Raw genomic sequence first — 12,671 nt, 5'->3', positions numbered from 1 at the left:
TACCGGCATCCGCCACGACTTGCGCCTGGATGCAGGTTGCCACCGTCGTTTCCTTTTATCGCCTGCCGCGTGACGCGTACGCTTGGTCGTGGCATTATCCACTCCTGCTTGCCGAACTATCGCGGAGACCGTTGTGAAGGTCCTGTTTATGGAGGATGACCCTATGAACCGGCGGGTCGTCAAGGACATGCTCGATGTCGCCGGCGTGACCATGGTCGAGGCAGAAAGCGCAGAGCGCGGGCTCAAGATCCTTGATGAGCAGGATTTCATGATGGTGCTCGTCGATCTCCGCATGCCCGGCATGGATGGCTTGACGGCGATCGAGCATATTCGCTCTCGTAGGGATGCCAAAGCGAAGGTCCCGATCATCGTCGTCACCGCGGACAGCGCGCCAGACTTGCGCGAACGCTGCCTAGCGGCGGGCGGAGACGACGTGATCTTCAAGCCTGTTGCAATGGATGCGCTGTTTGAGGCGATGGGCGCGATCCTCGCCCGCGGTGCAGAAGGCGAGGGAATGATCAATTAGCGTGTCGAGAGGAGCCGCGCAGCACCTGACCGAGCGATGCGGTACCTGTCCTTGTCGACTTGAGTTGCGAGGGGGTAGGGTGATCAACCGTCAAGGAAGACGCGTGGAACTGCTCGTGTATGCCAGCACGGTCGCGAACGCCGGCGTTTATCATCTACGTTGTTCCAAGGATCCGAGCCCACCCGATCGTAGGCAACGGCATCTTAACGTGTTCGCTGCTATGCGGCCGCATGCGTTTGGCGACCATCACCAACTGGGCTTACGGGGCGACCGTTGCCCTGACCCTGGCGTCGGGTACGACGATGATCCTCGCCTCGAACGCGCAGGGAAAAGAACATGCGGCCGTCGAGCGCCGCTACGCTCTGGATCAGGCCACCTCGAAGCTTGCGTCCGAGATCTATGCCCTGACAGGTTATGTGCGGCAGTTCGCGATCACGGGCGATCAGTCCTATGCCTCTCTCTATGCAAGCGAGCAAAAGGCCTTGGGTTCCGCCGAGCGCCGCATCGCTGGAGTACGGGACCTCGGCGCCGAAGCCGACGAGCTGAACGCGCTAAAAGAAGGGATCCACTGGGTCGACGCTCTGCATGATGAGCAGAAGATTGCGATCGCCGCGCGACAGTCCGGCGACGCGGCACGTGCGCAGCAGATCATATTCGGTCCCGAATATGAGCGGGAACTCAACCGTGCCGAAGGACTGATCGAACGGTTCCAATACCGTCTCGACCAGAGAACCGAGACCGACGTCGCCGCCGCAAGGAGCCTGGCGCAGATATGGCGCCGGACGTCGGAGATTGTGCTCGGCCTTACCGGTCTCCTGTTCCTCTGCGTGCTCTTTTTCGTGTTCAGACGTCGCGTGCTTCACCCGGTAGTCAGGCTTAGCGACGTTATTGGACGCTTGGCCGCTCAGGATTATGCGGCCGAGCCGCCCGAGTTCGACCAGATCGACGAGATCGGTGACATGGCTCAGGCGTTGCGCGTCTTTCGGGAAAACGGGATCGAGCGGCAGCGGCTGGAGAATGAGCGGGACGTTGATCGGATCATGCGCGATCTGTTGTCGCGTATGACCCAGCGCATGCAGGGCTGCGAAGCGATGGCGGAGCTGCGGGCTGTCGTCGAACGCTTCATGCCGGAAATCGCCCCTGGGTATGCCGGGAGCCTGTATCTTCTCGACCCAGTCCGCAGGATCATGGTGGAGGCGAGCGAGTGGCATAGTCCCACGCATTCCAAGCGCGAATTTTCCCCGTTGTCGTGCTGGGCATTAGGACGTGGAACACTTCATCGGCCCGCCGGCCACTATATCGACGTCCCTTGTGACCATTTGCTGACTACCGCCGACGACCCGATCGATACGATCTGTCTACCGCTGGTAGCCCAGCGCGAGACCCTTGGGCTGATCTACCTGGAGGCGCTCAGCGATACGGAGGCTGCGCAGTCGGCACCATCAGAAGTCTACCTGAAGATGCTCGCTGAGAATGTAGGCCTGGCGATCGCAAACCTCCAACTGCGCGATGCGCTTCGCGACCTGGCGATGACCGACGCGCTGACGGGCTTGGCAAACCGGCGCCGGCTGGACGCGGTCGTGGAGAGCCTTCTCGCCGAAGCGATCTCGCAACGTGCGCCAATCAGCTGCATCATGCTCGACGTCGATCACTTCAAGCATTTCAACGATGAATTCGGCCACGATGCGGGTGACACAGTCCTTCGTGAGGTGGGCGCCGTGCTGAAAGCGTCGAGCCGAAACGGTACCACGGCCTTTCGCTATGGAGGCGAGGAGTTCGCGCTCTTCATTCCGGGCATTCCCGCCGACGAAGTCGTTCGCCGTGCTGAGGAAATTCGAGGTAGGATTGCAGCGCTTCGTGTGCGCGGGGAGGGAAGGGATCTTGGCCCGATCACGGTATCGCTGGGCGTTGCAAGCGCACCGGAGCAGGTGACCCCCGACAAGCTTCTGCAAACCGCTGACGCGGCGCTACGCCGGGCGAAGCAAACGGGTCGAAACAGGGTGGTAACCGCAGTTCCCCGGAGCGCGGCATTAGGCTGACCTGACAAGGAAGCCGGGCATCCCGCTGCTTCTCATGGCCGGGACCGCGCGAACGCTCCTACCGTTGTCGATAACCCCCGATCTCTTGATGGCGCCGATCGCCGCGCTGTGCGCCAAAAATCGACCACATCGTGTGCCGTCGCGGGGTATCAGGAGTGGCCGACTAGCGGCTCTAGTTCCGCGATGTGCAACAGGCCTACCGGATGGAGCAAGACAGCCCAGCCGGGGTATCTCGAGGCATATGTCTGACCTGATGCTTTCAATTGCCGTTTAGCGCCAATGCAGCCGAGCGGAGGGCAAAAACCCGGTCACATGCTTCTGGCGCAAGGTCGCCCCAGGAAAACGCCGATCGATACTGCCCGGCGTCACGCCAAATTCGTGCCGCGAGCGCTGTGAGTTGCTGCGTCGTGGGGGGCGAACCTGCCGACACGCACTCGATCAATTCCTCAGGCACAGCGAGACTCAGGCTCTTCACGATGGCAACTCCTATTGCGGATCGTCATTGGCCCGTAGCCGTGTCAGTGCCATGACAATTCTCTCTGCTCATCGCTCGTATGGCGGCGTTTGCCTCCATTTCAGTTGAGTAGAAAACCGGAAGCCATGTGTGGCTTGAGGCCGATCGAAGCCCCCAACGATGAGCGAGGTTCGGCTCGGGCCGCAAAGCCGCTACGAAGTTACGCTTATGTGACATGAGCGCCTTCTAACCTGCGCTACCGTGCAGGAAAAGACCGAGGCGGCGACCCGGCTATTCCCAAACTCGATGGTGAATTGGTTCGTAGAGGCTTCCTCAACCCAGCGTATCCGCTATGCTGGATCCATGGATAATGACTCGGCTATCGCTGCGCTTGGTGCGCTCGCGCAAGGCACGCGCCTCGACGTGTTCCGCCTGCTGGTCCGCCACGAACCAGACGGTTTGGCTGCTGGCGAAATCGCCCGCCAACTTGACGTGCCGCAAAACACTATGTCCGCGCACCTTGGTATTCTCGCGCGGGCCGGCATCGTGCGTTCCGAACGGCATAGCCGGTCGATCATCTACCGCGCCGAAATGGACGGGCTACGCGCGCTGACGCTGTTCCTAATCAAGGACTGCTGCGCCGGTTCGCCCGAGCTGTGTGCGCCACTCCTGGCCGAACTCACCCCCTGCTGCTGAAAGGACGCCCGTGGCCGTCGATATCGTGATCTATCACAACCCCGAGTGCGGCACGTCGCGCAACACGCTGGCGATGATCCGCAATGCCGGCATCGAGCCACACGTAATCGAATATCTGAAAACGCCGCCCTCGCGCGCGCTGCTGGTTAAGCTGATCGACCGCGCCGGCATCACGCCCCACGATCTGCTGCGTGAGAAGGGGACGCCATATGCCGACTTCGGTCTTGGTGACGCCACGCTGTCAGACGACACGCTGGTGGACGCGATGATGGCGCATCCGATCCTCATCAACCGGCCTCTGGTCGTCTCGCCGCTCGGCGTGAAGCTCTGTCGCCCCTCGGAGGTAGTCCTCGATCTGCTGCCCGAGCCGCAACAAGGTGCCTTTGCCAAGGAAGACGGCGAAAAGGTCGTGGACGCTTCGGGTCAGCGCATCGCCTGATGCTGCTCGCGCTCGCTATCTTCGCCGTCACGATCGCGCTCGTCATCTGGCAGCCCAAGGGCCTCGGCATCGGGTGGAGCGCACTGGGCGGAGCGGCGATCGCGCTGCTCGTCGGGGTCGTCTCGCTCTCCGACGTGCCGGTGGTGTGGGGCATCGTCTGGAACGCGACCGCGACGTTCGTCGCGATCATCATCGTCAGCCTGTTGCTCGATGAAGCCGGGTTCTTCGAATGGGCGGCGCTTCATGTCGCGCGCTGGGGCCGGGGGCATGGTCGCCGGTTGTTCCTGCTGATCGTGCTGCTCGGCGCGGCAGTGTCGGCGCTGTTCGCCAATGACGGCGCGGCGCTGATCCTGACGCCGATCGTCATCGCGATGCTGCGCGCGCTGGGATACAAGGACAAGGCGACGCTGGCGTTCGTGATGGCGGCGGGGTTCATCGCCGATACCGCCAGTCTGCCGCTGATCGTCTCCAACCTCGTCAACATCGTGTCGGCCGACTTCTTCCGGATCGGCTTTGCCGATTATTCCTCGGTGATGGTACCGGTCGATCTGGCGTCGATCGCCGCGACACTGGTCGCGCTGCTGCTGTTCTTCCGGCGCGACATACCAGCAAGTTACGACGCGGCGCAGCTCCGCGCGCCCGCTGACGCGATCCGCGATCCTGCCACGTTCAAGGCGGGCTGGGTCGTCCTCGCCCTGCTGCTCGCCGGCTTCTTCCTGCTCGAACCCATCGGTGTACCGGTCAGCGCGGTTGCCGCTTCCGGCGCTGTCCTCCTGCTCGTCATCGCTGCGCGCGGCCATGTCATCCAGACGCGCAAGGTGCTGGCCGGTGCGCCGTGGCAGGTCGTGATCTTCTCGCTCGGCATGTACCTGGTCGTCTATGGCCTGCGAGACGCCGGCTTGACCGATCACCTTGCCGGCCTGCTCGATCGCACCGCGCAAGGCGGTGTGTGGGGCGCGGCGTTCGGCACCGGGATCATTGCCGCGCTGCTGTCGTCGGTGATGAACAACATGCCGACCGTGCTGGTGGGTGCGCTGTCGATCGACGCGACGCACGCCACGGGCGCGATCAAGGAAGCGATGATCTACGCCAACGTGATCGGTTGTGACCTTGGCCCGAAGATTACGCCGATCGGCTCGCTTGCGACGCTGCTGTGGCTGCACGTCCTTGGGCAAAAGGGCATCCGGATCGGCTGGGGCTACTACTTCAAAGCCGGCGCGACGCTGACGATCCCGGTGCTGCTGGTGACACTCGCCACGCTCTCCATAAGGCTCAGTCTGTAATGCCGCTTCGCACGCTCTCCGATTCTGATCATCTTCCCGCGCTGGATCGCCGCTATGCGCTCGAACGTTCCGCCCTCGGGCTGGGCGCTGACGAACCGCCTCCGCGCATCCTGCTGCTCTACGGCTCCCTGCGGGAGCGGTCCTATTCGCGCCTTTGCATCGAGGAAGCGGCCCGCCTGCTACAATTCTTCGGCTGCGAGACGCGCATTTTTGACCCCGCCACGCTGCCGCTGCCCGATCAGGTGACGGGGGACGATCACCCGGCCGTCCACGAATTGCGGGAACTGTCGATGTGGTCGGAGGGGCATGTGTGGTGCAGCCCCGAACGGCATGGCCAGATTACTGGGATCATGAAGCTGCAAGTCGATCACCTGCCGCTGTCGATGGGGGGAATGCGCCCGACGCAGGGCCGCACGCTGGCCGTTATGCAGGTGTCGGCCGGATCGCAGTCGTTCAACAGCGTCAACACACTGCGCGTCCTCGGTCGCTGGATGCGGATGGTCACCATCCCGAACCAGTCGTCGGTAGCGAAGGCGTTCGACGAGTTCGATGACGCCGGCCGGATGAAGCCGTCCAACTACTACGACCGGATCGTCGACGTGATGGAGGAGTTGGTGCGCTTTACGCTCTTGCTACGCCCGCACACCGTCCAGCTTGTCGATCGCTATTCGGAACGAAAAGAGGCGGGGGTGCCGATCGACGCTACAACCGATCTGTCCAGCATTGCCATCTCACCTCGCTAGCAGGCTCATGTCGCTAAACCCCTAAGTTTTGGACGTGGCGAATGTCGAGCATTTCGCGACATCAGCAAGGACCTGCACGCCAGCAGGACGCCCAGCGCGGTGAGAGCTGCACCACGAGCGCCACGCGTACGCCCGTGATGCAGCTCATTCAGCCGTTGATGGCAGTTCCGTCACGATCACTTTTAAATTTTCCGCCGCTGCATTCAGCTTTTTCCCGATCATTGCCGACCTTCGCGATCAGGTCCTGTGCTTGCTATGACGTGATGCCGTGCTCTCGAGCAAAGTAGCTCACTTCATAGCCTTCAAGGCTACTAACGTGTGCCCGATCATGACCGCCGCGTTTGCTCTTGTCATCCGCCCCGTCTATCCGAGTTGTCCAAATTGCTCGCTGCGTTGATCAGTTCTCGAGGGCAAGCTCCGCCTCTGCGATGAGTCCGGCGGCACGTCTTGCGTCGCCAATCGCCACTACGTCGAAACCGCGATCACGGAGCCGGTTGTAGGTTTGGAAGAACAGCGCAAGATCGTCGGTGAACGATGATCCCGACGGCTCTAAGCTGTCGATATCATGGTAGGTGTGTGATTGCGCTACTTTGCCGATCAACCGGTCATTTCGACAGGTCTCGCCTTCTTCGGTTTGCTCTGCTTCGATCACGCCCAAAAGCCGCACCGTGACGAGCGTTCCAACCGGCAGGTCCTCGTCGGAAAGCACCAGGATGTCGACCGGGTCGCCATCCTGCGCTCGGGTCGCCGGCACGAAGCCGAACGACAGCGGGAAAGCCATACCTGCAGGAAGCACACCGGCGAGTTCGAAAAGGCCGCTTTCAGGATCATAGTCGAATTTGGAACGGTGCCCTCGCGGCGTCTCGACAATCGCGCGGCAGGTCAGCGCCTCACGGTCGAGCTGATGTGGCAGTTCGAGAAGATTGATCATGTATCCTCATCATTGCAGGCAGGATGGGCGCCGGCCGCGCTCTGGCCGGCGCCGTTCGTCCTTACTTTTTCTTGGAAGCCTTACCCTTGGGCTTTGCCGCGACCTTTTCATCCGCGACTTCCTCGTCCTGGCCGGCTTCCTCACCTGCAACCATGGCAGGGTTGATTTCGCTCTCGGCAAGTTGCGTGAGCGCTTCATCGTCGCGCTTACCTTCCTCGACCAGGCGCTCCATCAGCGTCACGACGGAAGGCTGGTTCAACAGGCGGCCAAGTGAGGCTGAGGTGCCCCAGGCCGCGATGCAATAGTGCTCCAGCTTCTGGACGGCGCCGAGCAACACCGCATCGAGAAGCGCAGGATTGTCGATCTCTTCCAGATGCTCGTTCATGTCCTCAATAAGACCTTCGGCCGCGACATTCTTCGGGCGCGCCTTGGTGACACCCATGTCCTCGAAGATGCTGTCGAGTTCCTCGATGATTCCCGCGCCTTGCTCACGGCGTGCTTGAAGAGCGTCCTTGAGCGGCTGAGAAGAAATCGCGCGTGAAAGTTTCGGCACGGTGCGGGAAAACTGACGCTCCGCGCTATGAATTTCCTTGAGTTCGGTGACAAGAACGTCCTGGGCGGTTTTCGGAGCAGGCATATCGACCTCGTGGCTGGAAAGAGAGATGCCTGAACGTCCGTGCGACAGCGCCGTTCCTGCCGGCAGGCCGTCGCTAGGTGGGTTGCGCGAAATCGACGGAGCCTCCTGAGAGGCGCGAGGCAACGCCCGCCGTGGACTGCTGGCATGATACCATCCTGTTCGGTATACGTCCGGAAAAGGGATCGTTTTAACGACATGAACGAGATGGATGACCGCGAGACGCGTCGGCTGGCTGCGTTGGGGCGCTATGACGTGCTGGACACGCCGCGCGAAGCCTCGTTCGACGAGATCGCTGCACTGGCAGCGAAACTCTGCGACGTGCCGATTGCGGTCGTCAACCTGATCGGTGAGGGTCGCCAGTTCTTCAAGGCCGAGGTTGGCCTCGGCGTGCGCGAGACGCCGCTCGACAGCTCCTTTTGCGCCAAGGCGATCCTGGAGGAGGACTTCCTCCTCGTTCCCGATGCGACGCAGGACCCGCGGTTCGCGTGCAACCCTCTGGTGGTCGGCGAGCCCCATATCTGCTTTTACGCCGGCGCGCTCCTCAAGACCGAGGAGGGGCTGCCGATCGGTACACTGTGTGCGCTGGATTACCGCGCGCGGCAGCTGACCGACCTCCAGCAGGAGACGCTGCGCGTGCTGGCCCGGCAGGTGATGGCACAGCTGGAGCTGCGGCGCGCGATAGAGGAGCGGGATAAGCGGTTTGAGGAAGTCTCCGTTGGCGAACAGCGCCTGCGGCTCGTTCTTGATAGCGCTCAAGACTACGCAATCATCACGACGGATGAGGAGCGCCGGATCACCAGCTGGTCGGCCGGGGCGCAGGCCACGTTCGAGTGGTCGGAACACGAAGCAATCGGACGTCTGATCGACGACATTTTCACGCCGGAAGATCGCAATGCCGGTGCCCCTGCGAAGGAGGCTCAGGAAGCCTTGATCAACGGTTGTGCCCCGGACGTGCGGTGGCACCTTCGCGCCGATGGGTCGCGTGTGTTCATGAGTGGATCGACGCACCCGATTACCTTGGATGGCGACAAGCCGATCGGCTTTATCAAGATCGCGCGCAATGAGACTGGCCAGCGCGAGCAGACCGAGGAACTTGCCCGCACGCGTGCTGACCTCGTCGATAGCGAAGCGCGCTTCCGCAACATGGCCGACAACGCACCCATGATGATGTGGGTGACCGACGAGACCGGGCACTGCACCTACCTCAACCGACAATGGTACGAGTTCACCGGCCAGAGCGAGGAGGAGGCGCTTGGCATCGGGTGGACCAGAGCAACGCATCCCGATGATCAGAAAATGGCGGAGGAGGCGTTCATGGCCGCAGCCGCTGCGCACGGTCCTTACCGCATCGAGTTTCGCCTGCGCCGCGCCGACGGTGCCTACCGCTGGGCGATCGACGCTGCTGCGCCGCGTTTCGGCGAAGATGGCCGATTCCTCGGCCATATCGGGTCCGTTATCGACATCGACGAACGCCGGGAGGCGGAGGATGCTCTTCGTCGCGCCAATACATTGCTGGAAGCCGTCATGGAGGCTGTGCCAGGCGTCGTCTACGCCAAGGACGGTGCAGGGCGCATGCTGGCAGCCAATCGCGGAACGGCCGAGCTGGTCGGCAAGCCGCTGACCGAGATAATTGGTCGGACGGATGTCGAGTTTTTGGACGACCCGGTGCAGGCCGAGGCGGTCATGGCCAATGACATGCACATCATGGCAGAAAACCGCGCCGAGGCGTTGGAGGAGGCTGTCACCCGCCCCGACGGCAGCCATGCCACTTGGCTATCGACGAAAGCGCCCTTGCGAGACGCACGAGGCGTCGTCGTAGGCCTGGTAGGATCATCCATCGACATCACGGAACGAAAGGACGCCGAGGAGCGGCTGCGCGAAAGCGAGGCGCGCCTTTTCGAGGAACGCACGCGTCTGGCGACTTTGATCGAGAGCCTGCCGGTTGGCGTATGTTTCCTCACGCCACACGGTGAGGTCCTGCTGTCCAATCCCGCCTACCGCCAATTTCTGCCTAACGGGACGCTCCCTTCCCGCCATCCTGACACAGACGAGGAATGGCTGGGATGGGACGAGCACGGACAGCCTTTGACCCGCGACGAATTCCCGGGCTCACGTGCGCTTCGCGGCGAAGCGACGAAGGGCATCGAATTTTTGCACCGGACAGCAGCAGGCGACATGTGGGTCCGGGTCAGCGGCGTTCCGCTGACCGGTGATGGGGGCAAGCTGGCCGCAGCAATCATCGTCCTCGTCGACATCACCGAACAGAAGCGCGCTCAGGAGGCCCTTGAACGGCTGAACGGTTCTTTGGAAGCACAGGTTGCAGAGCGCACTGCCGATCGGGATCGGATGTGGCGCCTTTCGACGGACCTGATGCTCGTCGCGCGGTTCGACGCAACGATTGCGGCAGTGAATCCGGCCTGGACGACGCTGTTGAAGTGGCGTGAGGCCGACCTGATCGGGCGTTCCTTTATCGATCTCGTGCATCCGGACGACCGGGAGAGCACGCTTGCCGAGGTCGGGAAACTGGCGGACGGACTCACCACGCTGCGCTTCGAGAACCGCTATCAGTGCGAGGACGGCTCTTACCGCTCTCTGTCCTGGACCGCCGTGCCGGACGAGACCTTCATTCACGCAGTCGCTCGAGATGTTGATGCCGAAAGGAAGGCTCAAACCGAACTGGAACAGGCGCAGGAACAGCTTCGCCAGGCCCAGAAGATGGAGGCCGTCGGGCAGCTGACGGGCGGCATCGCGCACGACTTCAACAACCTGCTGACAGGCGTGATCGGCTCGCTCGACATGATGCAGCGTCAAATGGCAAAGGGCGTCACCGACAAGGTCGAGCGCTACGCGAGCGCGGCAGTGACCTCCGCAAATCGCGCCGCCGCCCTGACCCACCGTCTTCTCGCCTTTTCCCGTCGTCAGCCGCTGGATCCCAAGCCGACCAACGCCAATCGCCTGGTGACCGGCATGGAAGAGCTTCTGCGCCGCACGATCGGCGAGGCAGTTCGACTGGAAATGGTGACAGCCGGTGGCCTGTGGCAGACGCTGTGCGATCCGCATCAGCTTGAAAGTGCAATCCTCAACCTGGCAATCAACGCCCGTGATGCCATGCCCGAGGGGGGCATGCTCACCATCGAGACCTGCAACGCGCATCTCGATGACGCCTACTCCGCCCTGCAGCGGGGGGTGAAACCGGGACAGTACGTCTGCATCTGCGTCACCGACACTGGCGTGGGTATGACGACCGATACCATTCAAAAGGCGTTCGAGCCGTTCTTCACAACAAAGCCGATCGGCCAGGGTACTGGGCTCGGTCTGTCAATGATCTACGGCTTCGCGCGGCAATCGGAGGGCAACGCAAAGATCTACTCGGAGGTCGGCAAGGGCACGACGTTCAAGCTCTACCTGCCCCGCTACTATGGCGAGAAGGAGGAAGCCGAAGGTCATGCTGCGGAACTCGGTGACGAGCACCGGGCCGAGCATGGCGAGGTTGTGCTGGTCGTCGAGGATGAGACGGCCGTCCGTGCCCTTGTCGTGGATGTCCTGGAAGAGCTCGGCTATCGCCCGATAGAAGCAATCGATGGGCCTTCGGGCCTGAAACTGCTGCAGTCGAACCTGCGGATCGACTTGTTGATCACCGACATCGGCCTGCCAGGACTGAATGGTCGCCAACTCGCCGACGCCGCACGTGAGCGGCGCCCTGATTTGAAGGTCCTCTTCATGACCGGATATGCCGAGAACGCGACAATCGCCAACGGCTTCCTCGATCCGGGGATGAAGATGATCACCAAGCCGTTTGCGATCGATGCGCTCGCCGCTCGCATTCGGGAGATCATAGAAGCGCAGCGCCCCTGACGCGCTACTGAAATAAGGCTGGTGCCATCGGCCGGCTGCTCCAGGTTGGGCAGGGCGGCCGAGAAGCCCGGAGCGTTATCAAAAGATGTCGTATCAAGAAAGAAACTGCTTCAGGCAAGTAAATTGTCCTATTTTCCTGCTTAGCACTAGCCAAGTCGACTGGTCCGTTATCGCTAATCGTTCCTATGAAGACTCATGCTTTCGAGATCGTGCCTAAGACCCTAGCGTTTTGTGCCGGTGCCGATTATCTTTCGTCGCAGCTTCAAGCCCGCCAAGTACAGCCTCTGGAGAAACATCCCGCTTGCACCACCAACTCCCATCCTTACGGAAAATTCTGCTTCGACCTGGCTACGATCCAACCACTTTGACGTAGTTTGTTCAAACTAGAGCGCCGCCTAAGCCAGTCAGGTCCGCTTCAGCGGGGAGACGGTTCAGCCTCCGACACAAACGTCGATGCGTGGATCGAAGCGGTCGTCGCTGCGCTGTTGCGACCGTTCCAATGCGCTGCCTTACCCCATCTGACGGATGGGTTCCGGTGCGTGCGCCAGTGGTTGATCCCCTCCCGCAAGCGACAGAACAGCCCGAAGGTGATCGACGACTTGGTACGCGGCGAACGGCGCCATCAAGACACTGTGAGTCATCGACGAGGGTAGGAGCGTTCGCGCCTTCCCCACTATGAGCAGCAGCGGGATGTCCAAGCGTGCGAGCGCATCACTCATCACAGGCCCTCCGGCTTCGAAGATGTCTGCGCTTACCACCGCCGCGTGCGGCGCCTGACGGAGGCGGCCAAGCAGCGTGTTCGCCTCATCCACGTTACGAGCAGGGCCAAGGATTTGAGGGCCAGCCTCTGCGATGCTGTCGCCTACGTAGCCTGCAAGGAAACTGTCTGCCTCGATTAGCAGGATGAGCTTGTTCTTCAGTGATTTTACTGTCGTATCCATCGCGCTGATATTGCAGAAAATCGGTCCCCCGTAGCCAACCTGGAGCAACTGCGTCTGTCGCCGGGCACCGCGATCGCGCTCGCAGATTCGACTTGTAGCGGACCTTCCTGATCCGTTGGGAGTTGCT

The 12,671-nt window shown here is 61.8% G+C and carries 10 protein-coding genes; 7 read left to right on the top strand and 3 right to left on the bottom strand.

What is annotated here, in order from left to right; all coding sequences use genetic code 11:
• Window positions 1–133: 133 nt before the first annotated feature.
• From AC1MLZ_RS20175 to arsH, 6 genes are all read left to right on the top strand, one after another.
• Entirely contained in the window at window positions 134–526 is a 393-nt protein-coding gene (locus AC1MLZ_RS20175; RefSeq protein ID WP_480961771.1) for a response regulator, read from the top strand.
• A 230-nt stretch (window positions 527–756) separates the two neighbouring features.
• Window positions 757–2,565 carry a sensor domain-containing diguanylate cyclase gene (locus tag AC1MLZ_RS20170; protein ID WP_480961770.1) on the top strand — a complete coding sequence of 603 codons (1,809 nt, stop codon included), beginning with the start codon at window positions 757–759 and terminating at the stop codon, window positions 2,563–2,565.
• An 817-nt stretch (window positions 2,566–3,382) separates the two neighbouring features.
• Complete coding sequence (locus tag AC1MLZ_RS20165; protein WP_480961769.1) at window positions 3,383–3,715, top strand: ArsR/SmtB family transcription factor; 333 nt, start codon at window positions 3,383–3,385, stop codon at window positions 3,713–3,715.
• Between the two features lie 10 nt (window positions 3,716–3,725).
• The gene (gene arsC, locus AC1MLZ_RS20160; RefSeq protein ID WP_480961768.1) at window positions 3,726–4,154 is read left to right on the top strand and encodes an arsenate reductase (glutaredoxin); all 429 of its coding nucleotides are present in this window, start codon (window positions 3,726–3,728) and stop codon (window positions 4,152–4,154) included.
• Entirely contained in the window at window positions 4,154–5,437 is a 1,284-nt protein-coding gene (locus AC1MLZ_RS20155; protein WP_480961767.1) for an arsenic transporter, read from the top strand. The genes arsC and AC1MLZ_RS20155 overlap by 1 nt, the downstream gene beginning before the upstream one ends.
• Complete coding sequence (gene arsH, locus AC1MLZ_RS20150; RefSeq protein WP_480961766.1) at window positions 5,437–6,180, top strand: arsenical resistance protein ArsH; 744 nt, start codon at window positions 5,437–5,439, stop codon at window positions 6,178–6,180. The genes AC1MLZ_RS20155 and arsH overlap by 1 nt, the downstream gene beginning before the upstream one ends.
• A 397-nt stretch (window positions 6,181–6,577) precedes the next feature.
• Here arsH and AC1MLZ_RS20145 read toward each other — a convergent pair whose 3' ends face one another.
• Together AC1MLZ_RS20145 and AC1MLZ_RS20140 are read right to left on the bottom strand one after the other, a co-directional pair.
• A complete protein-coding gene (locus tag AC1MLZ_RS20145) occupies window positions 6,578–7,111 on the bottom strand; it encodes an inorganic diphosphatase (RefSeq protein WP_480961765.1) in 534 nt (177 codons plus the stop codon).
• 61 nt (window positions 7,112–7,172) lie between these two features.
• Entirely contained in the window at window positions 7,173–7,748 is a 576-nt protein-coding gene (locus tag AC1MLZ_RS20140) for a YciE/YciF ferroxidase family protein (RefSeq protein WP_480961764.1), read from the bottom strand.
• Between the two features lie 195 nt (window positions 7,749–7,943).
• Here AC1MLZ_RS20140 and AC1MLZ_RS20135 point away from each other — a divergent pair, with 195 nt between their 5' ends.
• Complete coding sequence (locus AC1MLZ_RS20135) at window positions 7,944–11,603, top strand: PAS domain S-box protein (protein ID WP_480961763.1); 3,660 nt, start codon at window positions 7,944–7,946, stop codon at window positions 11,601–11,603.
• Between the two features lie 509 nt (window positions 11,604–12,112).
• On the opposite strand, the gene AC1MLZ_RS20130 is transcribed toward AC1MLZ_RS20135, so the two are convergent.
• Complete coding sequence (locus tag AC1MLZ_RS20130) at window positions 12,113–12,544, bottom strand: hypothetical protein (protein WP_480961762.1); 432 nt, start codon at window positions 12,542–12,544, stop codon at window positions 12,113–12,115.
• Window positions 12,545–12,671: the final 127 nt, after the last annotated feature.

The organism is Sphingomonas sp. PEI4 (assembly GCF_056679955.1).
This window is presented reverse-complemented; position numbering and strand designations above follow the sequence as displayed.

Coding starts and splice junctions, on each gene's coding strand:
- AC1MLZ_RS20170 (WP_480961770.1), top strand. CDS start 757: ATGCGTTTGGCGACCATCACCAACTGGGCTTACGGGGCGACCGTTGCC.
- AC1MLZ_RS20165 (WP_480961769.1), top strand. CDS start 3,383: ATGGATAATGACTCGGCTATCGCTGCGCTTGGTGCGCTCGCGCAAGGC.
- AC1MLZ_RS20155 (WP_480961767.1), top strand. CDS start 4,154: ATGCTGCTCGCGCTCGCTATCTTCGCCGTCACGATCGCGCTCGTCATC.
- arsH (WP_480961766.1), top strand. CDS start 5,437: ATGCCGCTTCGCACGCTCTCCGATTCTGATCATCTTCCCGCGCTGGAT.
- AC1MLZ_RS20145 (WP_480961765.1), bottom strand. CDS start 7,111: ATGATCAATCTTCTCGAACTGCCACATCAGCTCGACCGTGAGGCGCTG.
- AC1MLZ_RS20140 (WP_480961764.1), bottom strand. CDS start 7,748: ATGCCTGCTCCGAAAACCGCCCAGGACGTTCTTGTCACCGAACTCAAG.
- AC1MLZ_RS20135 (WP_480961763.1), top strand. CDS start 7,944: ATGAACGAGATGGATGACCGCGAGACGCGTCGGCTGGCTGCGTTGGGG.
- AC1MLZ_RS20130 (WP_480961762.1), bottom strand. CDS start 12,544: ATGGATACGACAGTAAAATCACTGAAGAACAAGCTCATCCTGCTAATC.